The 25794-nt window shown below is 64.4% G+C and carries 24 protein-coding genes and 1 pseudogene; 18 read left to right on the forward strand and 7 right to left on the reverse strand.

Annotated features, from left to right (window positions below):
* The first annotated feature begins 15 nt into the window (after nucleotides 1–15).
* The 7 genes from rplS (at nucleotide 16) to AB1411_10425 (ending at nucleotide 5833) form a co-directional block, all read left to right on the forward strand.
* The gene (gene rplS, locus AB1411_10395; GenBank protein MEW6544006.1) at nucleotides 16–456 is read left to right on the forward strand and encodes a 50S ribosomal protein L19; all 441 of its coding nucleotides are present in this window, start codon (nucleotides 16–18) and stop codon (nucleotides 454–456) included.
* Between the two features lie 100 nt (nucleotides 457–556).
* Nucleotides 557–1192 (forward strand): ribonuclease HII, encoded by a 636-nt coding sequence (locus AB1411_10400; protein MEW6544007.1) that lies wholly within the window; start codon nucleotides 557–559, stop codon nucleotides 1190–1192.
* A complete protein-coding gene (locus AB1411_10405) occupies nucleotides 1189–1575 on the forward strand; it encodes a YraN family protein (protein MEW6544008.1) in 387 nt (128 codons plus the stop codon). The genes AB1411_10400 and AB1411_10405 overlap by 4 nt, the downstream gene beginning before the upstream one ends.
* 142 nt (nucleotides 1576–1717) lie before the next feature.
* A complete protein-coding gene (gene ftsE / locus AB1411_10410; GenBank protein ID MEW6544009.1) occupies nucleotides 1718–2386 on the forward strand; it encodes a cell division ATP-binding protein FtsE in 669 nt (222 codons plus the stop codon).
* Nucleotides 2383–3282 carry a permease-like cell division protein FtsX gene (locus AB1411_10415; GenBank protein ID MEW6544010.1) on the forward strand — a complete coding sequence of 300 codons (900 nt, stop codon included), beginning with the start codon at nucleotides 2383–2385 and terminating at the stop codon, nucleotides 3280–3282. Before ftsE ends, AB1411_10415 begins: the two co-directional genes overlap by 4 nt.
* On the forward strand, nucleotides 3279–4490 hold the full coding sequence (locus AB1411_10420; GenBank protein MEW6544011.1) for a peptidoglycan DD-metalloendopeptidase family protein: 1212 nt from the start codon (nucleotides 3279–3281) through the stop codon (nucleotides 4488–4490). The genes AB1411_10415 and AB1411_10420 overlap by 4 nt, the downstream gene beginning before the upstream one ends.
* A 23-nt stretch (nucleotides 4491–4513) precedes the next feature.
* Nucleotides 4514–5833, forward strand: a complete 1320-nt coding sequence (locus tag AB1411_10425) for a S41 family peptidase (GenBank protein ID MEW6544012.1) — start codon at nucleotides 4514–4516, stop codon at nucleotides 5831–5833.
* Here AB1411_10425 and AB1411_10430 read toward each other — a convergent pair.
* Nucleotides 5830–6078, reverse strand: coding sequence for an Lrp/AsnC ligand binding domain-containing protein (locus AB1411_10430; GenBank protein MEW6544013.1), 249 nt, complete (start codon nucleotides 6076–6078; stop codon nucleotides 5830–5832). The genes AB1411_10425 and AB1411_10430 overlap by 4 nt on opposite strands.
* A 159-nt stretch (nucleotides 6079–6237) precedes the next feature.
* The gene (locus tag AB1411_10435; protein ID MEW6544014.1) at nucleotides 6238–6699 is read right to left on the reverse strand and encodes a histidinol-phosphatase; all 462 of its coding nucleotides are present in this window, start codon (nucleotides 6697–6699) and stop codon (nucleotides 6238–6240) included.
* A 99-nt stretch (nucleotides 6700–6798) separates the two neighbouring features.
* Between AB1411_10435 and thiS the strand changes: the two genes are divergently transcribed.
* The 10 genes and pseudogenes from thiS to AB1411_10485 all read left to right on the forward strand — a co-directional run bounded on the left by thiS (nucleotide 6799) and on the right by AB1411_10485 (nucleotide 16619).
* Nucleotides 6799–7098: a sulfur carrier protein ThiS gene (thiS, locus tag AB1411_10440; GenBank protein MEW6544015.1), complete on the forward strand. Its 300-nt coding sequence runs from the start codon at nucleotides 6799–6801 to the stop codon at nucleotides 7096–7098.
* Nucleotides 7099–7120: 22 nt separating this feature from the next.
* Nucleotides 7121–7894, forward strand: coding sequence for a thiazole synthase (locus AB1411_10445; GenBank protein ID MEW6544016.1), 774 nt, complete (start codon nucleotides 7121–7123; stop codon nucleotides 7892–7894).
* An 82-nt stretch (nucleotides 7895–7976) separates the two neighbouring features.
* Nucleotides 7977–8609: a thiamine phosphate synthase gene (thiE, locus tag AB1411_10450; GenBank protein ID MEW6544017.1), complete on the forward strand. Its 633-nt coding sequence runs from the start codon at nucleotides 7977–7979 to the stop codon at nucleotides 8607–8609.
* A gap of 278 nt (nucleotides 8610–8887) precedes the next feature.
* Nucleotides 8888–10513: pseudogene (gene arc, locus AB1411_10455) on the forward strand (proteasome ATPase).
* 23 nt (nucleotides 10514–10536) lie between these two features.
* Complete coding sequence (gene dop / locus AB1411_10460; protein ID MEW6544018.1) at nucleotides 10537–12018, forward strand: depupylase/deamidase Dop; 1482 nt, start codon at nucleotides 10537–10539, stop codon at nucleotides 12016–12018.
* 103 nt (nucleotides 12019–12121) lie between these two features.
* Entirely contained in the window at nucleotides 12122–12943 is an 822-nt protein-coding gene (prcB, locus tag AB1411_10465; GenBank protein MEW6544019.1) for a proteasome subunit beta, read from the forward strand.
* A 2-nt stretch (nucleotides 12944–12945) separates the two neighbouring features.
* Nucleotides 12946–13629: a proteasome subunit alpha gene (gene prcA, locus AB1411_10470; GenBank protein ID MEW6544020.1), complete on the forward strand. Its 684-nt coding sequence runs from the start codon at nucleotides 12946–12948 to the stop codon at nucleotides 13627–13629.
* Between the two features lie 116 nt (nucleotides 13630–13745).
* Nucleotides 13746–15122, forward strand: coding sequence for a Pup--protein ligase (gene pafA, locus AB1411_10475; protein ID MEW6544021.1), 1377 nt, complete (start codon nucleotides 13746–13748; stop codon nucleotides 15120–15122).
* A gap of 104 nt (nucleotides 15123–15226) precedes the next feature.
* Entirely contained in the window at nucleotides 15227–16033 is an 807-nt protein-coding gene (locus AB1411_10480; GenBank protein ID MEW6544022.1) for a M23 family metallopeptidase, read from the forward strand.
* Nucleotides 16034–16055: 22 nt separating this feature from the next.
* Nucleotides 16056–16619, forward strand: coding sequence for a Slp family lipoprotein (locus AB1411_10485; protein MEW6544023.1), 564 nt, complete (start codon nucleotides 16056–16058; stop codon nucleotides 16617–16619).
* A 38-nt stretch (nucleotides 16620–16657) separates the two neighbouring features.
* Here the strand turns inward: AB1411_10485 and AB1411_10490 are convergent, their stop codons facing one another.
* Genes AB1411_10490 through galU form a run of 5 tightly spaced genes read right to left on the reverse strand, consistent with a single transcriptional unit; the run spans nucleotide 16658 to nucleotide 23112 of the window.
* On the reverse strand, nucleotides 16658–18097 hold the full coding sequence (locus AB1411_10490) for an HD domain-containing protein (protein MEW6544024.1): 1440 nt from the start codon (nucleotides 18095–18097) through the stop codon (nucleotides 16658–16660).
* Nucleotides 18098–18123: 26 nt separating this feature from the next.
* The gene (locus AB1411_10495; GenBank protein ID MEW6544025.1) at nucleotides 18124–18612 is read right to left on the reverse strand and encodes a DUF2062 domain-containing protein; all 489 of its coding nucleotides are present in this window, start codon (nucleotides 18610–18612) and stop codon (nucleotides 18124–18126) included.
* Nucleotides 18612–19688 carry a thiamine-phosphate kinase gene (gene thiL / locus AB1411_10500; protein MEW6544026.1) on the reverse strand — a complete coding sequence of 359 codons (1077 nt, stop codon included), beginning with the start codon at nucleotides 19686–19688 and terminating at the stop codon, nucleotides 18612–18614. The genes AB1411_10495 and thiL overlap by 1 nt, the downstream gene beginning before the upstream one ends.
* A 2-nt stretch (nucleotides 19689–19690) precedes the next feature.
* On the reverse strand, nucleotides 19691–22189 hold the full coding sequence (gene lon, locus AB1411_10505; GenBank protein MEW6544027.1) for an endopeptidase La: 2499 nt from the start codon (nucleotides 22187–22189) through the stop codon (nucleotides 19691–19693).
* A gap of 53 nt (nucleotides 22190–22242) precedes the next feature.
* Entirely contained in the window at nucleotides 22243–23112 is an 870-nt protein-coding gene (gene galU, locus AB1411_10510) for a UTP--glucose-1-phosphate uridylyltransferase GalU (protein ID MEW6544028.1), read from the reverse strand.
* A 408-nt stretch (nucleotides 23113–23520) separates the two neighbouring features.
* Between galU and bamA the strand changes: the two genes are divergently transcribed.
* On the forward strand, nucleotides 23521–25761 hold the full coding sequence (bamA, locus tag AB1411_10515; protein ID MEW6544029.1) for an outer membrane protein assembly factor BamA: 2241 nt from the start codon (nucleotides 23521–23523) through the stop codon (nucleotides 25759–25761).
* Nucleotides 25762–25794: the final 33 nt, after the last annotated feature.

Below are 25794 nucleotides of genomic sequence, written 5' to 3' on the forward strand. Positions count from 1 at the left end.
AGGAGGGGTACGACCATGAATCGGTTGGAGCGCATCCAACGATCGTTGACCAAAAAGAGCATCCCGCCGTTCGAGATCGGGGATACGGTTCGCGTGCACGCCAAGGTCGTGGAGGGCGAGAAGGAGCGGATTCAGGTGTTCGAGGGGGCGGTGATCGCCCGCAAGGGCGGTCGCAACAGCGAGACCTTCACGGTTCGTAAAATCTCCTACGGCGTGGGGGTCGAGCGGATTTTTCCTATCCACTCGCCGATCGTGACCCGCATTGACGTCGTCCGTCAGGGACGGGTCCGGCGTGCGAAGCTCTATTATCTGAGGGCGAAAAAAGGAAAGTTCGCCAAGGTCGGGGACCGGGAGTTCGCGCCACAGGAGGCCAAGGCCCAGGTCGGCGGCGCGAAGGCCGCCGGCAAGCCGACCGAAGCCGAGGTTCCGCAGGCAGAGGCTGTTCCGGCCGGTTGACGGAGCGCCGTCACTCGTCGTGGTCGTCCCTCGTTCGCGCGGCTGCGAAGAGCGGGTGACGGTCGGTGGATAACGCGGACCACGGGGCGTGCGAGCCGAGGTGGAGCCGACCGACTTCTTCGAGAGGGAAGCCAGGCTGTGCGGGTACGGTCGGGTCGCCGGGCTCGACGAGGCCGGTCGCGGCCCGCTGGCCGGCCCGGTCGTCGCCGCCGCCGTGATCCTGCCGCGCCGCTTCCGGCTGCCTGGATTGAACGACTCCAAGCAGGTGGTCGAAGCGGAACGCGAGCGGCTCGATAGAGAAATCCGCCGTCGAGCCGTCGCCGTGGGGGTCGGGCTCGCGGCCGCGCGCGAGATCGACGACTTGAACATCCTGGAGGCGTCGCGGCTCGCCATGAGCCGCGCCATCCTGGCGCTCCCCTCTCCGCCGGACTTTCTGCTCATAGACGCGGTGGTTCTTCCCTCGGTGCCCTTGCCCCAGCGGGCGATCATCAAGGGTGACGGCCTGTCGGTCTCCATCGCGGCCGCCTCCATCGTGGCCAAGGTCAGCCGGGATCGCCTGATGGCGGATTATCATCGGCGCTACCCCCAGTATAATTTCCTGGCGCACAAGGGGTATCCGACCCCGGAGCACCTGCGCCTGCTGGCCGAGCACGGCCCTTGCGCGATTCACCGGCTGAGCTTCCGGCCGGTCCTGGAGCGTGGGAACACCGCTCTTCGGGAGACGGTCTTCGAGTGAGCGACGCGCGCCGGACATTCGGCGAGGCCGGCGAGTCGGAGGCCGAACGGTACCTGCGGAGGAAGGGGTACCGGATTCTGGAGCGGAATGTCCGATCTCGGGCCGGCGAGCTGGACCTGGTCGCCCGGCTCGGGGACGTGCTGGTCTTCGTGGAGGTGAAGGCGCGCCGGACCGACGCTTACGGCGGGGCCCCGTACGCGGTTGACGGGCGCAAGCGGGCCCGCCTGATCCGGCTCGCGTCCCAGTACCTGGCCCGTCGCCGGCTCCGGAACCAGTCTTGCCGATTCGACGTGATCCTGTGCACGGGCGGTACGGACAGGCCGGAGGCCATCCAGCACATCGAGCACGCCTTCGAGGTTCCGGGCGAGGATCTCAGATGGTGAGCAATCGTCGCTCAGCCGTCAATTTTCAGTGCTCTTTGACTCGGCGCGGAGAAGGGGAGATGGGGGGACTGCGGGGATCGCCGTGTCGCCGCGTCCCCGCGTCACTCGCTGGGGAAAGGCCGCTGAGGGCTGAACGCCGAACATGATCCATCTCTTCCACGTCTCCAAGTACTATGACCGGCGCCCGGCCCTTTCCGACGTCAACCTCCAGATCGAGAAGGGCGAGTTCGTCTTGCTCATGGGGCCCAGCGGGGCCGGTAAGAGCACGTTGCTGAAGCTGATCTTTTGCGCGGAGCCGCCAGACGAGGGGCAGATCCTGGTCCAGAACCGGAACGTGGCGCGGCTCCGGCCCCAAGCCATTCCCTACCTGCGGCGCACGATGGGCTTCGTGTCCCAGGACTTTCGGCTCCTGCCCAAAAAGAACGTCTTCGACAACGTGGCGCTGCCGCTGCTCGTGCAAGGCGCCTCCTCCTTCGACATCCGGCGCAAGGTGACGGAGGCGCTGAAGGCGGTCGGGATGGAGCACAAGAAGGAGAGCCGCCCGACCATGCTCTCCGCGGGCGAGCAGCAGCGGGTCTGCATCGCGCGGGCGGTCGTGAACGGGCCGATCGTGCTGCTGGCCGACGAGCCGACCGGCAACCTGGACCCCGGTCTGGCCGGGGAGATTATCGAGCTGTTCAAGGCGATCAACGCTCGCGGCACGACCGTCATGGTCGCCACCCACAATCCCCAGGTGGTCGAGCAGGTCAACCGCCGGGTCGTCGTGCTCGATCAGGGCAAGATCGCGGCGGATGAGAGGGCCGAGTCGTGAGGCGTTTGGGCTACCTGATCCGGGAGGCGATCACCAACATCCGGCTGAACCGGACCACGACGATGATCGCGGTGGCGACTACGGCGTTCACGCTGGCCTGCTTCGGGGTGTTTCTGCTGCTGTATCTGAACCTCCGGGGAGTCGCCCATGCGCTGCAGGAGGACATCAAGGTCGTCATCTACCTGCACGACAACCTCACGGCCCAGGGAATCGCGGAGCTCCAGCAGCGGCTGAAAGCCGAACCGGAGGCGGCCTCCCTGGCTTACGTTTCCAAGGAACAGGCGCTGGCGGAGTTTCGCGAGCAGTTTCCGTCGGAATCCCACCTGCTGCAGGGATTGGGGGAGAACCCGCTGCCTGCGTCGTTCGTCGTGACCCTGGGGCCCCGCTTTCGCTCCACCGACGCGGTCAAGCGCTGGGCCGAGCGGCTGAAAGCCGTGCCCGGGGTCGCCCAAGTCCAATACAGCCGGGACTGGATCGAGAACCTCGCGACGGTCATCGGGTACTTGGAGCTGGCGGCGTTCGCGGTGGGCGCGATCCTGTCGGCGGCCTCCGTCACGATCATCGCGAACACGATCCGGCTGACGCTCTACGCCCGGCGCGAGGAGATCGAGATCATGCGATTGATCGGGGCCACCGGGACCTTCATCAAGATCCCCTATCTGCTGGAAGGCGCTGCCCTGGGCGCGCTCGGCGCCGTTCTGGCCCTGGCGCTGCTGCGGAGCGGCTTCGAATACTTCAGGCTCCACCTTGGGATGCCGGGTCGGTTCCTCGGCGTCGAGTCCGGGTTCGGATTCTTCCCGCTCCATGTCTCGCTCTTGATGGTCGCGGCGGGATTTCTGCTGGGCTGCGTCGGGAGCATCGTCTCCATGGCGGGGTTCGGGAGGAACAGGGCGTGACGCCGGTTTGCAGGATGCTGCTCCTCGCCGGAGCCTGGGCGTGGACCTCCTGGTGGCCCTGGGCCGCCTCCCCGGCTCTCGCGGGGAAGGATCACCGAGATCCGATCTCCCAGCGGATCGAGCGGGAGCGACAGACCCTCGAAAAGCTCAAGGGAGAGATCGAGACGACCAAGAGGCAGGCCGACGAGGTGGAGAAGAAACGGGAGTCAACCCTCCAGGCCATCCAGGATCTGGACGATCGGCTCATGGCCAGCCGACAGGAGAGGGGCGAGATCGGCCGGAAGCTCAAGCAGAAGGACCGGGAGATCGAGGAGATCAACGGCCGGATTGCATCGCTCCGGATGCGGATCAGCGAGCGCCGCAGCTCGATCCTGTCGCGCCTGCGGGTGCAGTACATGGAAGGACGGTTCGGCTACCTGAAGGCCCTGCTGTCGGCGCACAGTTACGACGATCTCCAGCGCCGGTTCCATTACCTTTCGGCGCTCTCAAAACGGGAGTATGATTTGATCGAGGCCCACCGTGCGGACGCGGAACGGCTGGAGGAGGTCGAACGTCAGCGGGCCGGGGCGAGGGCCGAGTTGCTGGCCTTCAAGCAGAGTACGGAGCACAAGCTGGAGGAAATCCAGGGGCTCAAGCGCCAGAAGAGCCAGTTCCTCACCAAGATCACGCAACAGAAGGAGGCCTACGACCGGGCGGTAGCGGAGCTGGAGCGTTCCGCGTCGCGGGTGGATGTCCTGTTGAAAGACCTGGAGCAGCGGCGGAGGGCGGCCGCGGTCCGCCCCAAGCCCGGCCCGGCCCATGCCCGACCGTTTAAAGGGGTGCTGCCCTGGCCGGCCGACGGGGAGGTCGTCTCTTTCTTCGGGAGGCAGAAGCACCCGACGTTCGAGACCTACGTGCAGAAGAAGGGCATCGAGATACGGACCCAAGAGGGAAGCCCGATCAAGGCCGTGATGGCGGGGACCGTGGTCTACGCGGACTGGCTGAAGGGCTACGGACTGGTGCTCATCCTGGACCATGCCAACGGATTCTTTTCGCTTTACGCCCATGCGTCGAAGCTGCTGGCGAAGGTCGGGGAGCCGGTGCAGGCCGGCCAGACGATCGGAGAGACGGGGGACACAGGCATGACGGGCGAAGACACACTCTACTTCGAATTGCGCGAGGGGGCAGAACCGGTTGATCCCCTGGCGTGGCTGGGCAAACGGCGGTGACAGCAGGAAAGGAACGGGTGACTATGGAACGGGAACGGCGACACCGATCGTGGTATCTGGGGCCGATCATCCTGATCGCGCTGCTCGTGGGCGTCCTCATCGGCAAGGGGTGGGAGCGCACCGGGCACGCGACCGAGACCTACGAGGAGCTGAAGACCTTCTCGGAGGTCCTGACGCAGATCCAGCGGCATTACGTCGAGGAGGTCAAGAGCAAGGACCTCGTGCTGGGGGCGATCCGCGGGATGCTGGCCACGCTGGATCCCCATTCGGCCTACATGACCCCGGAGATGTACAAGGAGATCCAGGTCGAGACCAAGGGGGAGTTCGGCGGGGTCGGCATCCAAATCGGGATCAAGGACAACCGGCTCGCCGTGATCGCCCCGATCGAAGGGACCCCCGCCCAGAAGGCCGGCATCAAGGCCGGGGACTTCATCACCAAGGTCAACGAGGAGACGACCAAGGACCTGACCCTCATGGATGCGGTCCAGAAGATGCGGGGGCCGAAGGGCACGAAGGTCAGCCTGACTGTCGAGCGCCAGGGGGTGCCCGACCCGCTCGTGTTCACGCTTGTGCGGGATATCATCAAGATCGAGAGCGTGCGCAGCAAGGTGCTGGAGAACAACATCGGCTACGTCCGGCTGACCCAGTTTCAGGAATCCACGGGGAAGGACCTGGCTCGCGTGCTGAAGCAGCTCCGTGAGCAGAAACACCAATCGTTGGTCCTGGACCTCCGGAACAACCCCGGAGGCCTGCTGACCGCAGCCGTGGAGGTGTCGGAGCAGTTCGTGGGGCCGGGCAAGCTGATCGTCTATATCAAGGGCCGGGATGGACGGAAAGATGAATACCTCTCCCGGTCCAAGGAGCAAGCTGAGGACTATCCGATGATCGTGCTCGTGAACGAGGGATCGGCGAGCGCCTCGGAGATCGTGGCCGGCGCCTTGCAGGACTGGGGACGCGCCGTCGTCATCGGGACGACGACTTTCGGGAAGGGGTCGGTCCAGACGATCCTGCCGCTGGCGGACGGGTCCGGGCTCAGGCTGACGACGGCCAAGTACTACACGCCGAAGGGCCGGTCCATCCAGTCCACCGGTATCACGCCGGACATCACGGTCAAGCCCCAGCCTCCGGTGACGGTGGCCAAGGCTGGGGACAAGGAAGCGGCGCCGAAGCCGAAAGAAACCGCGCCGTCCGCGACGGCCCAGCCGCGGCCGGGCGAGGAGGCCAAGGGCGGAGGACCCCCCGCCGAGACAGGGGAGGTTTCGCCGGAGGAGGATGTCCAGTTACAGAAGGCGGTGGAGCTCCTGAAGACCTGGAAGATCTTCAAAGAGCTGCGCCCGCTTTAGCGCGGCTTCTCCTGGTGCAGGACGAAGCAAGTGAGGGTCTTGGTCACGCCGTCCACCGCGCGGATGGATGAGATCGTGTGCTCGTAGAGGGAGTCGAGGCTCTCGGCTTCCGCCTGAACGATCAGGTCGTGGGGCCCCGAGATGTTGTACACGGCCTTGACTCCCTCGATCCGGCTCAGCGTCTTGTAGACACTCTTGGTGTGGTTTCCTGCCACATCCACGAGCACGAAGGCTGAGACACCCATACCTGTCTGGTCTTTCTTCCTTCCTGGGGCTCCCGTCCGCGAGCGGGCACGCTAACAGAGCGGTCCGGGCAAGTCAATCCTTCGACCCCCAACCTGCTCTGGGTCGAACCTGAGCAGGGTCGAAGGCTCGGTTGCCCCGCCCTTCCAGGCGAGGCTTGCTCAGGATTGACGCGATCGCCGGATGGCGGCCAGGAGTTCCTCCTCCGACGCGGTCGCTCCCGGAAGCGTGCGCAAGAGATGCGAGCGCACCAGAGCCTCCAGGTCGTCGAGCGTCCGGATGCCCAATTTGAAGTAGAGGTGCTGCACGACGGCCTCGGACAGACCGGGCAGGTCGGTCCAAGCGGCCACGTCCGGCGGCAGGGGCCGCTTCAACTCCTCGTAGGACTGGATCCGCCCAGTCTTGAGGAACTCCTCGATCTTTCCGGAAAAATCGCGGCCGATCCCGGGAATCTCCTGGAGGGCGCCGCGTTGCGCGACTGCCCTCACATCCTCTTCCAGACCGGCCAGTGACTCGGCGGCGCGTCGGTAGGCCCGGACGCGGTGAGGGTTTGCCCGCCGGGCTGCGAGCATGTCGGCCATGGCCAGGAAGATCTGAGCGATCGCGCGGTTGGTCCCGGTCATACACGGCATATACCCCAGTCAGCCTTTATTGACAAGGTGTTCGACCGTCCCGTAGGATGCGGACGTGCCTGGTCCTTGCCCTCGGACGGGTGCGATATGATGGGCCAACCAGCAGCGGGGACCGTACAGATTCAGGTGAACGGTGAGCAGCGCGTGGCCCGTGCTGGCGTTACGATCGCGGATCTCCTCCGGGACCTGGACATCAAGCCGGACCGGGTGGCAGTCGAGGTGAACTTGGAGATTGTGGACCGGCGGGAGTTCGAACGACGGGGGCTTGGCGAGGGAGATCGTGTCGAAATCATCAGTTTCATCGGCGGAGGAAGCGGGCAAGCTTTCAGCGATCGGCGGTCAGCCTTCAGCCGGGAGATGAACACGAGCTTGCGGCAAGCTGATTGCTGACAGCTTCTTCACGGAGCGCATTATGAACCACGATCGGCTGGTCATCGCGGGGCGCGAGTTCCGGTCGCGCCTGTGGGTCGGAACCGGCAAGTACAAGGACTTCGTCGAGACCAAGCAAGCCATCGACGCGTCCGGCGCCGATGTCGTCACGGTCGCGGTGCGGCGGGTGAACGTGACCGACCGCTCCAAGGAGAATTTGCTCGATTATCTGGACCCCAAGAAGTACACGATCCTGCCGAACACGGCCGGCTGCTACACGGTCGAGGACGCGGTGCGCTATGCGAGGCTGGCCCGCGCAGCCGGCGTGTCCGATCTCGTCAAGCTCGAAGTGATCGGCGACGAGCGAACGCTGTTCCCCGACACGGCCGGTCTGATCGAGGCGGCCAAGATCCTGCTCAAGGAAGGATTCATCGTGCTGCCCTACACGAACGACGACCCGGTGGTCGCCAAGAAGCTGGTCGACATCGGCTGCCCGGCCGTCATGCCCCTGGCGGCCCCGATCGGCTCCGGGCTCGGCATCCGCAATCCGTACAACCTGAAGATCATCCTCGAGACCGTGCGGGTGCCGGTCATCGTGGACGCCGGCGTCGGCACCGCGTCCGACGCGGCGCTGGCGATGGAATACGGGGCTGACGCGGTTCTCATGAACACCGCGATCGCCGGCGCGAAGGATCCGATCGCCATGGCGGAGGCCATGAAATATGCGGTCGAAGCCGGGCGCCTGGCCTACAAGGCCGGCCGTATCCCCAGGAAGCTCTACGCGACTGCCAGCAGCCCGATCGAGGGCATGCTCTGAGCCGCGTGAAACGTCGCGCGTGAAGCGTGAAGCGCACCATCGGTCTGGCGAGCCACGCTTCACGAGCCACGCTTCACGAAGAATGCCCTGCGTTGATTTTCCCCTCTACCTGATTACCGATCGCCATCAGACCGGCGGGCGGCCACTGGTGCCGCTCCTCCGTGACGCACTGGACGCCGGCGTGCGGGCCGTCCAGGTCAGGGAGAGGGACCTGGCCACCCGCCCGCTGCTCGACCTGGCGGAACAGATCCTGCCCCTCGCACGGAACCGACGGGCCCGGATGCTCATCAACGACCGTGTGGACCTTGCCATGGCGCTCGACGCGGACGGCGTCCACCTGCGTGCGGACAGCCTACCGGTATCGGTGGCGCGCCGGCTCCTGGGCCAGGATCGGCTGATCGGCGTGTCGGCCCACTCGGTGGACGATGTTCTGCGGGCTGAATGCGACGGAGCCGACTTCACGGTGCTGGGCCCGATTTACGAGACGCCGTCGAAGCGGGCGTACGGGCCGCCGATCGGCCTCGGTCCGATCGAGGAGGCCGCGCGCCGGTGCCGGATCCCGGTGTTCGCGATCGGCGGCATCACGGCAGCACGGGTCGGTGAGGTGCGACGGGCCGGCGCCTTCGGCGTCGCGGTCATCTCGTCCATCCTCTCCGCCGAGCGGGTCGAGGCCGCCGTATGCGGCCTGCTCGAGGCGCTGGCGGTCCCGACGTGACGCCGCAGACGCTGCGCACACGCGCGTTGCATCGAGCCGCGATAGTTGACCGTATGGAGGGGCGATGATAGAATCCGAGCAAGTTTGGGCTTCCGGTGTCAGTGCGACGACAGGACGATGAGGAGCGTGACTCGATGCCTGATCCCAAGCGAGGCCCTGGCCGCCTCAGCACCTTTCGGGATTCCGTCAAGAAGCTGACCGAACGGCTGTCGGACGGAGAGCCGAACCCCGCGAGAAAGAGCGACGATCACATGCGTGAACTGGAGAAGCTGCGGATCCAGGTCCAGTCGATGGAGGAGGAGCTGCGTCAGCTCCATCATTCGCGGTACCAGCTCGAGCAGGCCCACAAGCAAAACGAACGGCTGACCGCAACGCTTCAGGAAGCCAAGGCGCAGATCGAGGCTCTGCGCGCGGAAGTTGACAAGCTGACGGCGCCCCCGTCCACCTACGCCATCTTCTCCAGCCTGAACACCGACTCGACTGCGAACGTGTACGTCTCCGGACGCAAGATGAAAGTGAACGTCCACCCGGCGATCAAGGCCAAGGATCTGCGCAAAGGGCAAGAGGTCATCCTGAACGAGGCCTTCAACGTGATCGAGGCCCGGGGCTTCGACGGCCAGGGCGAGGTCGTACGGCTCAGGGACCTGCTGGATGGGAGACGCGCCCTCGTGACCTTGCACTTCGACGAAGAGAAGGTCGCCGATCTCGGCGAGCCGCTGCTGACCGAACGGCTGAGCGTCGGGGACCATCTGCTCTACGACCCGCGCTCCGGCTACGTCATCGAGAAACTGCCGAAGTCCGAGGCGGAGGAGTTGGTCCTCGAAGAGGTGCCGGATATCAGCTACGACGACATCGGTGGGCTCTCGAAAGAGATCGAGCAGGTACGGGACGCGGTGGAACTGCCGTTCCTGCATCCGGAGCTCTTCCGGGAGCACAAGCTGAGCGCTCCCAAGGGCGTGCTCCTGTACGGCCCACCCGGCTGCGGGAAGACCCTGATCGCCAAGGCCGTGGCGAACTCCATCGCCAAGAAGCTCGGTCATCTGACCGGCAAGGAGGTTCGCAGCTTCTTCCTCCACGTCAAGGGACCGGAATTGCTCAATAAGTACGTCGGAGAGTCCGAGCGGCAGGTGCGGGAGGTGTTCAAGAAGGCGAAGGAGCGGGCGGCCGACGGCAACCCGGTCATCGTGTTTTTCGACGAGATGGACGCGCTCTTCCGCACCCGAGGCACCGGCATCTCCTCCGACATCGAGTCCACGATCGTCCCGCAGTTCCTCTCCGAGATCGACGGGGTCGAGCGGCTGCGCAACGTGATCGTGATCGGGGCCAGCAACCGGCAGGACCTGATCGACCCGGCCGTGCTCAGGGCCGGCCGGCTCGATGTGAAGATCAAGATCTCAAGGCCCGACGCGCCCGCCGCGAAGGAAATCTTCGCCAAGTACGTGACCCCCGACCTGCCGTTTGCCGCCGACGAGCTGGAGCGATTCACCGGCGATCGGGCGGCGCTCGTGGAGCGGCTGATCGCCGCGACCGTCGAGGCCATGTACGCGACGTCCGAGGAGAATAAGTTTCTCGAAGTGACCTACGCGAGCGGGGAAAAGGAAATCCTCTACTTCAAGGATTTCGCCAGCGGCGCCCTGATCGAAGGCATCGTGGCCCGGGCCAAGAAGTACGCGATCAAGCGCGTGCTGGCGACGGGCGAAAAGGGCGTCAAGACAGATGACCTGCTCCGGGCCATCCGTGAGGAGTTCAAGGAGCACGAGGACCTGCCGAACACCACCAACCCGGATGACTGGGCCAAGATTGCCGGGAAGAAGGGCGAGAAGATCGTCCACGTTCGAACCATTACGGCGGGCTCGGCCGAGTCGAGGCGGATCGAGACGATCAGTACCGGCCACTACTTCTGATTTCCACTCGGAATCGAGGGCACATGCTTTTGCCGCGCGTGTTGGGCACGGAAACCGAGTTTGGCATCGCCGCCCGCGACGCCGACGCGCTCGATCCGGTCTCGAACTCGCTCCAGCTCATCGGGCATTACCCCGCGTTGCCGGCTCCCCAAGCCATCTGGGACTATGAAAACGAGAACCCCCTGCTGGACGTCCGGGGGTTCGAAGTCGAGGGCGAGCGCGAGCGGCCGGGGCCCGATTACAACCGCCTCCTGAACAAGCTCCTCGCCAACGGCGCCCGTCTCTACGTGGACGGAGCCCATCCCGAATATTCCACGCCGGAGTGTACGAACGCTCGGGAGCTGGTGGCGTACGAGCGGGCCGGCGAGCGGATCCTGGCCGACTGCCTGCGGGCTCTGGCGAAAGCCCGTGGCGGGGAAAAGTTCCTCGTGTACAAGAACAACTCAGACGGCAAGGGGAACAGCTACGGGTACCACGAGAACTACCTGATCGCCCGGTCCGTGCCCTTCGATCGGATCGTGCAGGCGCTGGTGCCCTTCCTGGTCACCCGGCAGATTTATGCGGGGGCGGGGAAGGTCGGGGCGGAGAACCAGACGAGAACGACGGACTATCAGATTTCCCAGCGGGCGGACTTCTTCGAGTGTCTGGTGGACCTGAACACGATGGTCAAGCGGCCGATCATCAACACGCGCGACGAGCCGCATGCCGATCCGGCCAAGTACCGCCGGCTGCACGTGATCGTGGGCGATGCCAACATGGCGGAGCTTTCCACCTATTTGAAGGTCGGGACACTGGCCATCGTGCTCGAGATGCTCGAGGGGGGCGTCGAGTTCCCCCGACTGGAATTGGACGACCCCGTCCGGGCCATCAAGGAGGTCTCCCGCGACCTGGACATGAAGGGGAGCCTCAAGCTGGCGGATGGGCGGACGACCTCGGCGATCGGCATCCAGCGCGCTTACCTGAAGGCGGCGCTCGACTACTTCGCTTGCCACGAGCTGTCTCAGGTCACCAAGGACGTGCTCGTTCGTTGGGAGGAGGTGCTGGACAAGCTCGAGCGGGACCCCATGCAGCTCGGGCGCGAGCTCGACTGGGTCGCCAAACGGCAGATGATCCAGTCCTACATGGACCGAAAGGGATGCGGGTGGACCGATCCGCGGGTCCTGCTGTTGGATCTCCAGTATCACGACGTTCGGCCGGAGAAGGGCCTCTATTACACGCTGGAGCGAGGCAACCTGATCGACCGCTTGGTCCAGGACAGCGAGATCGTCAAGGCCGAACAGTCTCCGCCGACCGGGACCCGGGCCTATTTCCGCGGGTGCTGCCTCAGGAAGTTTCCTCGGCAGGTCTATGCCGCGAGCTGGACTTCGGTGCTCTTCGACGTCGGGAACACCACGATCAAGAAGATCCCGCTGATGGAGCCGTTGCGTGGGACGGAGTCGCTCACGCGAGAGCTGCTCGACGGGTCCGACTCGGCGGAGTCGCTGCTTGCCAAACTGACCGGCTGAGGGCCATCCGTTGAGCCGGCCAGCACGGGGGCTCGGGCCGTCGGGCCTCCGGATCAACCACGATTGCGTACAGGCGATGACAGGCTTTGAAGGCAGACGGAGCGTGCCGCTGATTCCGGACAACCACGGGTCGAGCTTTTTCGACTATTTGGTCCAGCACCGCCCGGATCTGATCCCGGCCAGCCGCTGGTGCCCGCCGGGCTCCTCCGCCCCGGCACTCGATGAGATCAGAGGCGGGGCGGTTCCATCGGTGCCCCATGGGACGACGGTCTTGGCGATCAAGTACCAGGGCGGCGTTCTGATCGCCGGAGACAGACGGGCGACGGAGGGCTTCCAGATCGCCGGGCGCCGGGTCGAGAAGGTCTTCAGGATTGACGAGCATTCCGCCATGGCGATCGCCGGGGCCGCCGGGCCCTGCATGGAGATGGCGAAGCTCTTCCAGACCGAGCTCGAGCACTACGAGAAGCTGGAGGGGGTGCAGCTCTCCTGCGAAGGCAAGGCCAACAAGCTCGGCCAGATGGTCAAAGCCAATCTCCCGATGGTCTTCCAGGGGCTCGTCGTGCTCCCGATCTATGTCGGCTACGACCAGAAGCGCGGGGAGGGGCGGATCTTCAAGTACGACATCACGGGCGGCCGGTACGAAGAGTCCGATTACCACGCGATCGGATCTGGCGGGAAGGACGCCCGCAATACCATGCGCGAGCATTTCAAGAAACAGCTTGCCGAGGAGGAGGCCCTCCGGATCGCGATGCTCGCGCTCTACAATGCTGCGGAAGAGGACGTGGGCACCGGCGGACCGGATCCGGTGCGCGGCATCTATCCGACCGCCAAGCTCGTGGGGGCCCAGGGCATCACGGACGTGGAGGACGGGCGGATCGAGACCGTCTACGCGTCGCTGATCGATCAGCGCAAGAGGGAAGCCTAGCCATGCCGCTCCCGTACTACGTGTCCCCCGAGCAGATGATGCAGGACAAGGCAGAGTATGCCAAAAAGGGCATCGCCAAGGGCCGGTCCATCATCGCGATGGAGTACGACGACGGCGTGTTGCTGGTGGCCGACAACCCCAGCCTGTCTCTCTTCAAGGTTTCCGAAGTCTATGACAGCATCGCATTTTCCGGGGCGGGCAAGTACAGCGAGTTCGAGAATCTGCGGAAGGCCGGCATTCGCCATGCGGACCTCAAGGGCTTCACGTACAGCCGCGAGGATGTCACCGCCCGCTCCCTGGCCAACGCCTATTCGCAGACCCTCGGCACCATCTTCAGCCAGGAGCTCAAGCCCTTGGAGGTGGAGATCCTCGTCGTCCAAGTCGGAGAGCCAGGTCACGTGAACGAGATGTACCGGATCTCCTTTGACGGGAGCATCTTCGACGAGCGGGGTTTCACGGCGATCGGCGGCCGCGCCGAGGCGCTGCAGGTCTTTCTCAAGGAGCGGTACAAGAACGGGCCGCTTCCCTTGAAGACGGCGCTCTCGATCTGCATCGCCGGCCTCGAGAACGTCACGAACCAGAAGTTGACGCTCGAAGGGCTGGAGATCGCCGTGCTGGACCGTACGCGCCCTGGGCGCAAGTTCCGCCGGATTTCCCCGGCCGAGTCGCGCCAACTCCTGGCCTGACCGGTTTCCTCCTTCCCGTTTCCAGGCCGTCGCTCCAAACAGCGTCTCGAAGTTGAAGTGCTCCGCGAGGGCGGTGTATGCTTTAAAAGTTTACAAACCCCGGTACTCCTTGCGCCATGCGACCACGCATCTTCGGCCTGGAGAACGAGTACGGCTTGATCTTCTCCCCCAACGGCCGGATCTACCTGCCGATGGAGAAGGTGCTGGGGTACATCTTCGAGGGGTTGATCCCCAACAGCTGGCCGTCCAACGCCTTTCTCGTCAACGGGGCGCGTTTCTACCAGGACACCGGCTGCCATCCGGAATATTCCACCCCGGAATGTGACAACGTCCTGGACCTGGTCGTTCACGACAAGGCCGGGGAACGACTGCTGGAAGCCTGTTTGCCGGCGGCCGAGGAGCGGCTGCGCGAAGAAGGCCTCTCGGGCGAGATCTACATTTTCAAGAACAACACGGATTCCCTGGGTAACACGTACGGCTGCCACGAAAACTACCTCATGCGTCGGGACGTGGACTTCTGGAAAGTGACGGAACAGCTCATCCCCTTCTTCGTGACCCGCCAGGTCTACGCCGGCTCGGGCAAGGTGCTGAAAGTCTCCGGCAAGCCCCAGTATTTCATCTCGCAGCGAGCCCAGCACATCCACGAGAAGACCTCCTCCTCGACGACCTCCTCCCGCAGCATCATCAATACGCGGGACGAGCCTCACGCCGACGCGGAGAAGTATCGCCGGCTCCACATCATCGTGGGTGATTCCAACATGTCGGAATACGCCACGTACCTGAAAGTCGGCGTCGCGGCCCTCGTCCTCTCGATGGTCGAAGACGGCTTTACGGTGCACGGCACGGAGTTGGAGGACCCGGTCAAGGCCATCCGCGAGATCTCGCGTGACCCGACGCTGAAGAAGAAGGTCAAGCTGGACGACGGCCGCCAGCTGAGCGCGATCGAGATCCAGCGCGTCTACCTCGAGCGGGCGCACGACTATCTGAGCACGCAATCCCATGATCCGGTCATGGCGGACCTGTGGGCCAAGTGGAGCGATGTCCTGGACCGGCTAGAAGATGATCCGATGCAGTTGTCCCGAGAGGTCGATTGGGTCTGCAAGAAGCTGCTCATCCAATCGTACGTGGACAAGAAAGGCTGCGGATGGGATGATCCGCGCGTCTTTCTCATGGATCTCCAGTATCACGACGTGAAGCGGACCCGAGGCCTCTATTATCTGCTGGAGGCTCGTGATCTGGCGGAGCGGATCGTGGACGAGGAGGATGTGCAGCGGGCCATGTCGATGCCGCCTCAAACGACGCGGGCCAAAGTTCGGGGCGACTTCATCCGGTTTGCCCGCGCCAAAAACCGGTCTTACACCGTGGACTGGACCTATTTGAAGCTGAACGGCTACTGGGAGGAGACGATCCTCTGCATGGATCCGTTCAGCGCCATCAACCGCCGGGTCGAGGAGTTGGTGTCCCAGGTGTCGGGCTTGCGATTTTACCGATGAACGGGCTTCCCGCGCAGAGCCGGTGGGACCTACGGGCGATCTTTGCCGTCGTCTTGCTGGCGAGTGTATTCCCGGTGCATCTTCTACCCGGCACGTCTCACGAGATGCGCGGTGCGGACGGGCAGCTCAGCGGGAAGCAGGGACAGGTCCTGCTGGTCAAGCTGCCGATCAACGACCAGGCGGCGGTGGTCGGCAAGTTCCTGGGCCGTACGGTCCCGTTCTTTCCGAACGGTGAAGGGCACGCGGGGCTGCTCGGCATTGATCTCCAGGATCAGCCGGGGACCCATGAATTGGTGATCGAGGCAACGGAGCCGACCGGGGTGCGGCGGTTGAGCTACAACGTGCTCGTGATCAAGGAGAAGTATCCTGTCCAGCACCTGACCTTGCCCAAGGACAAGGTCGACTTGGACGAGGAGAGCCTGGCCAGGGTCAAGACCGAGCAGCAGCAGGTGAAAGCGCTCTTGGAGGCGGTCTCACAGGACCGGCTCTGGGAGGGGCAGTTCGTCGAGCCAGTGCACGGACCGGTCACCGGCGCGTTCGGCCGACTGCGCGTCATCAACGGCCGACCGAGGAGTCCCCACAACGGGGAGGACATCGCGGCTCCGCTGGGGACCGACGTGGTCGCCATGAACCGCGGCGTGGCGCGTCTGACCGTCGATCACTTTTTCTCCGGTAAGGGAGTCTTCGTTGACCACGGGCTGGGGCTCTATTCCATGTACTTTCACCTCTCCGAGATTCTGGTGCAGGACGGGCAGAGGATCGAGCGGGGCCAAGTGATCGGCAGGGTCGGGGCTTCCGGTCGCGCCAGCGGTCCGCACCTCCACTGGGGCGTCCGCCTGAACGGCGCGCGGGTCAATCCCTATTCCCTCTTGGAGCTGCCGATCGAGGGGCTGGCGCTCGCTGGCCGGTAGAGGGTTCCAAAGGACCGAGCCGATGACCCCAACGACCGTTCGCCAGACCGGCCGGCGCAGCCTGCCCGCGGCGATCCTGACCGCCGCTGCGTGGCTGCTTTGCGCCTGCGCATCCACGGTTCCGCCAGAGTTCGTCAAGCGGGCGGAGCCGGGCGTGACGCTCACGGACCTGGCGACCCGCCCGCAGACCTACAGGGGCAAGGTGGTGATCCTGGGGGGCGTGATCGTGGACGGGAAAGAGCAGGCAGGCCGGATGTGGCTCCTGCTCAAGAACCGGCCGCTTGACGAGGATTACGTCCCCCACCGCGATGTCACGCTCCGCCCGTCTGAATCCGGCTACTATTGGGTCCTGGTTGATCTCAAAGGGTTGCCCAAAGCCTACCGGTCCTGGGCCCGGGTCACCGTCGTCGGCTTGGTCTCCGACGTTCAGCCCCTGCCGCACGAGTCCACGAAAGGCGGAGAGCCGGTGCTCGGCGCCCTGTACCTGCGCGGATGGGGCTATGGGAACGAGGATGCCGGGATTTGGGAGGAACGGGTGGACCCCAACTATCTCCAGTCCAACCCGATGGAGGAATTCCGACAGTAGATCCTCTGGCTCTCGCCCGGCGAGCTGCCCGCTCCCGTTTACACGTTGGTCTTGATACTGTGCCCGTCGGAGGCCAGGACCTGCTCGGCGGCCTGGGCCAACTCCCTGTCCGCTCCGTGGTCCTTCGCGAAGATCCGGAACTGGACGATCCTGGCCGGCAGGTAGTCGAAGAATTCCTTCAACGCCTCCTTGGACACCGTCCTGGTCGCAGGATCGTACACGTAGATCTGGAACTCCCCCATGTTCAGCAGGTTGATGGGCCGCGGGTCCTGGTTGGCCATGTCCACGCGGAAGTCCAGCTTGCTGAGGCGGGGCGGCAGGGCCCGCCTGATTCGGTCCTCGACCGTCCGTCGGTCCATGAACGTCCGGCCCCGCTCGTCCCCGCGGGTCGGCAGCACCGCGTTGTAGGCCATCTTCCACTTCACGTCCCGCCCCAGGATGCGGGCCCATTCCTGCCCGAGGGTCCGCATCTTCTTGCTGCGCTCCCTCGGCCAACCGCGGACGGTCTCCGTGAGGGACCAGTCGGTGAGGTGCTGGTACGCCTCCATCCGGTCCAGCGGGTTGTGAGGGAAGATGTAGGTCATCGTGTCGTGAAAGATCTCCCGCAGGTGGATGTCGATGGCCCGCGTCGTCCGGTGATAGTAGACGTTTGAGTAGAGGTAGAGTCGCGTATTCAGGAACATCTGCAGGGCTGGCAGGCCGGTCCGGTGGATCGTGAGCCCCTTGGACGTGATGAGGGTGTAGTGGATGAGCCGGGTCAGATCCACGGGGCCGACCGCCACGCCGCACATGTAGGAATCGCGCAGGACGTAGTCCAGGTTGTCCGCCGTGTAGATGCCGCCGATCACCGGCTGCAGGAACCACAGCCACTTGGGGTAGGCGGAGCTGTCCTTGCCCGGATCTTTAAGGATCAGGAAGGCGATGTGGTCCGGATCGAGCTGCTCGCCTGGGGGGAACGGCCCGCCCGGGCTGCGTCGGATGCGGCGGATGATCTTCCCCAGGTGCTCCCGGATGATCACCTGGCCGATCCGCTCGTGGGTGAGGCCGAACTCCTCCAAGAAGTTCTCGTCGAAAAAGTGGCAGAATGGGCCGTGGCCGATGTCGTGCAGGAGCGCGGTGACCCGGAGCAGCTCCTCGATGAACGGGGGCGAGGGGAGGTCCGGTACGATCCGAGCCAGCGATGGGTACAGGTGTCGGGCGAAACGCCCGGCTACGTGCATGACGCCGAGGGAATGCTGGAACCGGCTGTGCTCGGCCGATGGGTAGACCCAGCGGGCGCTCTGGAGCTGGTAGATGTAACGCAGCCGCTGGACCCAGGGCGAGTCGATCAGGTCCTTTTCGGTCCGCTCGGTTGGATCGGGGACGGTGTAGGGGACGGTGAAGGAGATGTACTCGTGGATCGGATCGGCGATCAGGGCCGTTCCGTCGTATTGAGTCGCTGGGGAGAGGGCGCCGGGGGGGGGCGGCTGGGTCTTCATGGCCGAGACTCCTGCCACATGATAGCCTAGCTGCCCTGGGGTGGCAATCGGTCGGGCCGTGGAGCGGCCTGCCGGAGCCGAGCGCGATATTGGGTAATGAGCAGGTAGGCGGCCGGATAGGAGACCAGCGCGCCCAGAAGGCTGAGCGCCAGCCCGCCGATGAAGAAGGGAAGGGCGTAGGGAGCGACCTGTTGATACAGGGACGCCGGGCTCAGGTCCGACCAGTTGAACGGGGCGGTCTCCGGCAAGCCCAAGAGCTGGAAGCCGGTCCAAAAGGTGGCGGCCAGGATGGGGACCGCCGTCCAGGGGTTGTTGATGAAGGCTCCGGCGAAGAGGGCGATGGCGTTCAGGCGGAACGCCCAGGCGCAAAAGGCTGCGCTCAGCGTGTGCAGCCCGTAGGTGGGCGAAAAGGCGATGAAGACGCCGATCGCAAAAGCCAGCGCGGTCTTGCGCGGGGGTTCGTCGAGGTGCAGGAGCTGCTTCAAGTGCGATCGGATCTGCTGGAGCGAGACCATCACGGCTCCGGCCGGCCCGCGCGTGCGGGGCGGAAATGCTGATAGCTGGTGATGGATAAGCTTGCCAGACTCCCTGTTGGCTGCCTTACGCGGAGCCCGAAGGCCTTGGGACGGATCACCCCGATGCGTGTGCATCGGCATCCTGCCGCGCGAACCAGCCGCTCGACTGTCTCGCGCAGGCGAGGGGGCACCGTGAACAGGAGCTCGTAATCCTCCCCGCCGGTCAGGGCGAGCGCGACCGGATCGCGGCCTCGGGCCTTGGCATAGGCTCTGCACTGGGGCGACAGGGGCAGAGCCGCAGCCTCGATCTCCGCGCCGACGCCGCTCTGTCTGCAGAGGTGAGCCAAGTCGCCGGACAGGCCGTCAGACAGGTCGATCGCGGCCGTAGCCAGACGGTGCTCGGCGAGCAGTTGCCCCTCCCTGATCCGCGCTGCCGGACGGAGGTGCCGACCGATCAGGAACCGTGCCGGCCCGAGGCCGCGGCTCCGCCTGTTGCGGCGAGCGGCGAGGAGCTCCAGCCCGGCCAACGCGTCGCCCAACGTCCCGGTGACATAGAGCAGGTCGCCGATCCTCGCCCCGTCTCGCCTCAGCGCGTGGTTCGGCCTGACCGTACCGAGCAAGGCGACGCCGATGAAGAGCCCCCCACGGGATTCGGAGGTGTCTCCTCCGACCAGCTCCACCCGCGGGGACCGGCAAGCCCGCATGAGCCCGCTGTAGAGAGCCCGGACCTCCGAGGTCCGGTGGGAGGGCGGGATGGCGAGCGAGACCAGCAGGTACCTCGGCACGCCGCCCATCGCCGCGATGTCGCTCAGGTTGGCGATCGCCGCCTTGTAGCCGATCTCCTCCATCGAGGCGGTAGAACGGACGAAATGGACGCCCTCGGCCAGCAGGTCGGTCGTGACGAGGAGCTGCCGGCCGGGCGGGAGCCTGATGAGCGCCGCGTCGTCGCCGATCCCCCGCAGGACCGAGGGGCCGGTTCGCCCGAATCGGCGGTGCAGGTCGGCGATGAGTTGAAACTCGCTGAGCCGGAGCGAGGGGAGGCGATGCCGAGACCGACGCGGGACGTGTCGGTCCATGCTCACATGGCAGGGACGAGCGGTCGTGGACGGGGTCCGATCCTCGCCTTGCCGTCTCGGCCAAGTTTGGGTCGTTGGGGCTTCGGGCGATGAGATGCGGGTCGGCCGTTCGGATTGTGGGGCTTCCCGGCCTTGGCGTTCGGCTCCGACCTTCGTCGCAGGGAGGCCTTGATGACGTCGTCCATGGTCTCGGCGAACACCAAGCGGATGCCGCGCAGCAGGTGCTTGGGGATCTCCTCCAAGTCCTTCTCGTTGCGTTTGGGCAGGATCACCGTGGAGAGCTTGGCCCGCTTGGCGGCGAGGATTTTTTCCTTGAGCCCGCCGATGGGAAGCACCCGGCCTCGGAGCGTGATCTCGCCGGTCATGGCCACGTCGTGGCGCACCGGCACATTCGTGAGCAGGGAGGCCAGGGCCGTCGCCATCGTGATGCCGGCCGAGGGCCCGTCCTTGGGGATGGCGCCGGCCGGAACGTGGATGTGAATGTCGACTTTGGAGAACAGGTCGGGGTTGATGCCGAGCAGCTTTTCGCGCGAGCGGACGTAACTCAAAGCCGCCTGCGCCGACTCCTTCATCACGTCCCCCAGGTGACCGGTCAACGTCAGCTGCCCCTTGCCCTTCATCATCGTCGCCTCGATGTGGAGGACGTCGCCGCCGGTCTCGGTCCAGGCCAGACCGGTCCCCACGCCGATCTCGTCCTTTTCCTGCTCCGCCTCCGGCAGGAACTTGGGTACGCCGAGATACTTGTGCAGGTTGGCCGGCGCGATCGCATAGCACTGGATCTTGCCCTCGGCGACTTTCTTCGCCACCTTCCGCATGACGTTCGCGATCTCGCGCTCGAGGTTTCGGACGCCGGCCTCCCTCGTGTAGTGGGACACGATCTGCCGCAAGGCCGGATCGGTGATCCGGATGTGCTCCTCCGTGATCCCGTGCTCCTTGAGCTGCCGCGGGATCAGGTAGCGCTGGGCGATCCCGAGCTTTTCCTCTTCGGTGTACCCGGGGATCTCGATGATCTCCATCCGGTCACGCAGGGCGGAGAGGATGGGGTCCATGAGATTGGCGGTCGTGATGAACATCACTTCGGAGAGGTCGAACGGCACGCCCAGATAGTGGTCGCTGAAAGCGTGGTTCTGCTCCGGATCCAGCACTTCCAACAGGGCGGCCGAGGGGTCCCCGCGGAAATCCATGCCGACCTTGTCCACCTCGTCCAGCATGAAGACGGGGTTGGCCGTGCCGGCCTGCTTGATGCCCTGGATGATGCGGCCCGGGAGGGCGCCCACGTAGGTCCGGCGGTGGCCGCGAATCTCGGCCTCGTCTCGGACGCCGCCCAGGCTGATGCGGACGAATTCCCGCCCGAGGGCCCGGGCGATCGACTTGCCGAGGGACGTCTTCCCGACGCCGGGGGGGCCGACGAAGCAGAGGATCGGCCCTTTCATCCTGTCCTTCAGCTTGCGGACGGCCAGGTACTCGAGGATGCGCTCCTTGACCTTTTCCAGGTCGTAGTGGTCGTCGTCCAGCACCTTCGCGGCGGCTTTGATGTCCAGGTTGTCTTTGGATTTCTTGCTCCAGGGCAGCTCGACCATCCATTCCAGGTAGGTCCGGACCGTCGCTGATTCCGCCGTGTCCGGGTGCATCTTCTCCAGGCGCTTGAGGTGCTTCTCGCACTCCTTCAGCACCTTGTCGGGCATCTTGGCGTCTTTGACACGCTTGCGGAATTCGGCGATCTCCTCGGCTCGTTCGTCCAGCTCGCCGAGTTCCTTCTGGATCGCCTTGAGCTGCTCGCGCAGGAAATACTCCCGCTGGGTCTTGTCCATTTCGCCCTTGGCCTGGGCTTGGATCTTCTGCTGCATGGACAGGACCTCGACCTCTTTGGCCAGGATCTCGCTGACCCGCCGCAGGCGCGCCACCGGATCCTCGATCTCCAGGACATCCTGCGTGGCTTCCACCTTGAGCCCCAGGTTGGAAACGACCATGTCGGCCAGTCGGCCCGGGTCCTCGAGATTTTCGATGACCACCATCACGTCGGGCATGAGCACCTTGCCGAGGCTTACGATCCGTTCGAGCTGCTCCTTGACGGTCCTCATCACGGCCTCGGCCTCGAGCGGAGAGGTCGCTGGCTGGGAGTCAGCCACCTTGGCGATCCGGACCGAGTAGTAGGGCTCGGTCTGGATGTACTCCAGGACCTTCCCTTTCGAAACGCCCTGCACCAGGATCTTGATGCGTTCGTCCGGCAGCTTGAGCATCCGCATGATGACCCCGATGGTGCCGACCGTGTGGATGTCCTCGGGTTTGGGATTTTCCACGTCCAGGGCCTTTTGGGTGGCCAGGAAAATCATGCGGTTGCCGGCGAGCGCGGCCTCGATGGCCTTGATCGACATGTCCCGCCCGACGAACAGGGGCAGCACCATGTAGGGGAAGACCACGATGTCCCTGACCGGGAGCAGCGGCAGCTGGTCGGGGATCTCTACGTTTTGAATGTCGCGTTCGGCCGGCTCAGCGGGCATGGAACTGGGTCCTTTGTGAACGTCTCCTCGATTTCACGGAAGCAGGGTCGGCGTCAACGCAACTGCTTGAGGTACCTGGCGAACGGCGGCCCCAGCGTCGGATTCTTGAGCGCGAACTCGACGGTGGCTTTGAGAAATCCCAGCTTGTCCCCGGCGTCGTACCGTTGCCCCTGGATCTCCTGGGCGTAGATCGGAGCGGTTTGCGCCAGGAGCCGCAAGGCGTCGGTCAGCTGAATCTCCTGATTCTTGCCCGGCTCCGTCTTTTCCAGGCAGGGGAAGATCTCCGGCGCGAGCACGTAGCGCCCGATGACGGCGTAACGGGACGGAGCAGCGGCCGGAGCCGGCTTCTCGACCAAGTCGAGCACCCGATGGAGCCCTCCCGCCACGCGTCTGGCTTCCACGATGCCGTAGTGCCGGACCTGGCTTCGCGGGACCTTCTGGACGCCCAACACCGCGCCGTTTCCCCGATCATAGACCTGAATGAGCTGGGCCGTGGCCGGGATCCGGTGCGCGATGATCTCATCGCTCAGGAGAACGGCGAAGGGCTCGTCGCCGATCAGGTGCCGCGCACACAGGATGGCGTGGCCCAGTCCACGCGGCTCCGACTGGCGGACGTAGCAAAAATTGGCGATCTCGGAGATCTGCCGGATGTCGCGCAGCAACTGGGCCTTGCCGTTGCCTTTCAGGTTTTCTTCCAGTTCGAAAGAGCGGTCGAAGTGGTCCTCGATGGCGCGCTTGCCCCGCCCCGTGATGACGATGATATCCTGGATGCCAGAGGCGACCGCTTCCTCTACGGCGTACTGGATCAGCGGCTTGTCGACCAGGGGCAGCATTTCCTTGGGGGAGGCTTTGGTGGCCGGCAGGAAGCGGGTGCCGAGACCGGCCGCGGGGATGACCGCTTTCCGGATCGCGATGGGCGCCATAGATAGTTTGGATACTAGGGGATCGTTCGGCGCGATGTCAAGGCAACCCGGCCCGGTGCGGGACAACCTTAAAGCGGGCTCGACGAGGAGAAATTTGCTTTACATTGCGTCCGTCATCCCCTTATAATTCCTAGGTTTTTCACAAACTTTCGTGAGAGTATTGGTGGGGTCCTGCCCTATTCATTTCATGCTTGGACTGTTCGGTGACGTGAAGGCTGTCAGGCGAAGTCCTCTCACAAGTGTCCAGCCCGCAAAGACGATTCCGGCACGCCCTGGTCGGCCATCCCTTCCGGAAAGGCCGCAGTGACCAGTCGTGGCAGGAGTCGGTTGATCGGACTCGTTGCCGTGGCGGTTGCGGTGGTCGCGCTTCTTGGCGCTCCGTCGGGTGGCCTTCATGCCCAGGACAGCGTGCAGAAGGTCAAATCGATCGAGATACGCGGGAACAAGCGTATCGAGGAGCCCGCCATCCGTGGCCGGATCACGCTCAAGGTCGGGGAGCCCTACACGAGCGAGGCCGTCCGGACGCAGATCCGGCTCATCTACGAGATGGGTTTTTTCGAGGACGTCCAGATCGAGACGGAGCGGGTGATCGGCGGGGTCGCGATCACGTTCGTGGTCCGCGAGAAGCCCTTCATTACCGAGATCGTCTTCGACGGCAACCAAAACCTGAGCGACGACAAGTTGCAGGAGAAAATCACGATTCGCAGCCAATCCTTTCTCGATCAGCAGCAGGCCAAGGAGAGCGCCGAGAAGATCCGGCTGGCGTACCAGGAGGACGGTTACGCGGACGCCCGCGTGGTACCCATCATCCAGACCCTGGACGAAGACCGTAAGCGGCTCACGTTTTTCATCCGGGAGGGAGACCGAGCCAAGGTCAAAACCGTCATCTTCGACGGCATGAAGCACGTCACGAAAAAGGAGCTGTTCAAGGTCATGGCCACCCGCCAGTGGGTCTGGCTCCTTTCCAATTTCACGGATGCCGGCATTCTCAAGAAGGAGGAGCTTGGCAACGACGTCGAGCGGATCAAGGAAGTCTACCTGAACAAGGGGTACCTCAACATCCAGGTCGGGTTCCCGACGGTCGAGCTGACCGACGACAAGAAGTGGTACATCGTCACGTTCAACATCGTCGAAGGGGAGCCTTACAACGTCGGGGAAGTGGGCTATCGGGGCAACACGGTCTTCGAGGAGCCCGAGCTCAAAGTCGGCGCCAAGGTTATCCAGGGGGACGTGTTCCAGCGGGCCAAGATTCGGGACGAGATCACCAGGCTGACCGAGCTCTACGGGGGCAAGGGCTATGCGTTCACGGACGTCAACCCGGCGGTGACGCCCGATCCTCAGACCAAGACGGCCAAGATCCTCTTTCACATCAAGGAGGGCGAGCTGATCCGGGTGCGGGAGATCGTGATCACGGGCAACGACAAGACCCGCGACAACGTGATCCGGCGCGAACTACGGCTCGACGAACAGGACGTCATCGACACCGTGGCCATCAAGCGGAGCTTCCAGCGGCTGAACAACCTCAACTTCTTCGAGACCGTCGAGATCCTGCCCAGGCAGGTGGCTCCCGACAAGGTGGACTTGGACGTCAAGGTGAAAGAAAAGCCCACGGGCATGTTCAGCATCGGCGGCGGCTTCAGCACGTTGGATCGGTTTGTGGCGGTCGCGGACATTACGGAGGGCAACCTGGGGGGGCGTGGCTGGATGGGTCGGATCCGCGGCCAGCTCGGCCAGTTGCGCACGGTGGGGCTCGTCACGTTCCGCGACCCCTATCTCAACGATTCGTTGACGTCCCTGCAGGTGGACGTGTACCGGTCTCAGACGTTCTTCGGCGCCTTTTTTGAAGACAAGGCTGGCGTGAGCGCCACCTTTGGGCGGTGGTTTTCAGAGTACGCCTCCGGGAGCTTCAGCTTGGTGGCCGAACAACTCAAATATCAGGACCCGGAAGAGTACTTTAACAGTTTTAACCCGTTCGGCACGTCGGGAGGGGCCGGCGGGTTTGGGTTTGGCGTCGCTCCCGAGTTCATCAGGCGGCAGTTTGGGACCCAGACCACGACCGGCTTCCGCAGCTCGCTGGCACGAGACAGCAGGGACTACTATCTGGATCCCAGGACCGGCGGGCGTTATGCGATCAATTTCGACTACGGCACGCCCTATCTGGGGGGGACCAACCATTTCGTCAAGCTCGCCCTCGATGGGATCCAATATTGGCCCCTGCCTTGGGACTTGCGCCATTCGTTTCGGGCCAGGTTCGGTACGGTGGAGGGCGTGGGAGGAAAACCGATCCCGATCACCGAGCGGTATTACGTGGGCGGCATCAATACCATGAGGGGCTTTGTCTTCGGCCAGGCCGGTCCGAAAACGTCGGACGGATTTATCGTGGGCGCCGCCCGCGAGCTCATCTTCAACTATGACTTCATTTTTCCGATTTCATCCGAAGCCAAGCTGAACGGGGTGATCTTCTTCGACTACGGCAAGGGATTCGACGATAATGAGAGATTGAGCTTGAATCTGCGCCGGGCGGCCGGTGTGGAAGCCAGGTGGATTTCGCCGTTCGGACCGCTCCGTGTGGCCTACGGGTTCAACTTGAAGCGCGAGCCGATCGAGCGGGAGGCCGTGTTTGAATTTTCCGTCGGCTCGCTGTTCTGAAGAGGCCCGCAGCTAATAGCGAACAAGGAAGGA

This window comes from Nitrospirota bacterium (assembly GCA_040757595.1).
Lineage (GTDB): Bacteria > Nitrospirota > Nitrospiria > Nitrospirales > Nitrospiraceae > JBFLWP01.

Coding starts and splice junctions, on each gene's coding strand:
- rplS (MEW6544006.1), top strand. CDS start 16: ATGAATCGGTTGGAGCGCATCCAACGATCGTTGACCAAAAAGAGCATC.
- AB1411_10480 (MEW6544022.1), top strand. CDS start 15,227: ATGCGCGGTGCGGACGGGCAGCTCAGCGGGAAGCAGGGACAGGTCCTG.
- prcA (MEW6544020.1), top strand. CDS start 12,946: ATGCCGCTCCCGTACTACGTGTCCCCCGAGCAGATGATGCAGGACAAG.
- AB1411_10495 (MEW6544025.1), bottom strand. CDS start 18,612: ATGGTCTCGCTCCAGCAGATCCGATCGCACTTGAAGCAGCTCCTGCAC.
- lon (MEW6544027.1), bottom strand. CDS start 22,189: ATGCCCGCTGAGCCGGCCGAACGCGACATTCAAAACGTAGAGATCCCC.
- AB1411_10425 (MEW6544012.1), top strand. CDS start 4,514: ATGGAACGGGAACGGCGACACCGATCGTGGTATCTGGGGCCGATCATC.
- AB1411_10490 (MEW6544024.1), bottom strand. CDS start 18,097: ATGAAGACCCAGCCGCCCCCCCCCGGCGCCCTCTCCCCAGCGACTCAA.
- AB1411_10445 (MEW6544016.1), top strand. CDS start 7,121: ATGAACCACGATCGGCTGGTCATCGCGGGGCGCGAGTTCCGGTCGCGC.
- AB1411_10430 (MEW6544013.1), bottom strand. CDS start 6,078: ATGGGTGTCTCAGCCTTCGTGCTCGTGGATGTGGCAGGAAACCACACC.
- dop (MEW6544018.1), top strand. CDS start 10,537: ATGCTTTTGCCGCGCGTGTTGGGCACGGAAACCGAGTTTGGCATCGCC.
- pafA (MEW6544021.1), top strand. CDS start 13,746: ATGCGACCACGCATCTTCGGCCTGGAGAACGAGTACGGCTTGATCTTC.
- thiL (MEW6544026.1), bottom strand. CDS start 19,688: ATGGACCGACACGTCCCGCGTCGGTCTCGGCATCGCCTCCCCTCGCTC.
- ftsE (MEW6544009.1), top strand. CDS start 1,718: ATGATCCATCTCTTCCACGTCTCCAAGTACTATGACCGGCGCCCGGCC.
- thiS (MEW6544015.1), top strand. CDS start 6,799: ATGGGCCAACCAGCAGCGGGGACCGTACAGATTCAGGTGAACGGTGAG.
- AB1411_10435 (MEW6544014.1), bottom strand. CDS start 6,699: ATGACCGGGACCAACCGCGCGATCGCTCAGATCTTCCTGGCCATGGCC.
- AB1411_10485 (MEW6544023.1), top strand. CDS start 16,056: ATGACCCCAACGACCGTTCGCCAGACCGGCCGGCGCAGCCTGCCCGCG.
- thiE (MEW6544017.1), top strand. CDS start 7,977: ATGCCCTGCGTTGATTTTCCCCTCTACCTGATTACCGATCGCCATCAG.
- galU (MEW6544028.1), bottom strand. CDS start 23,112: ATGGCGCCCATCGCGATCCGGAAAGCGGTCATCCCCGCGGCCGGTCTC.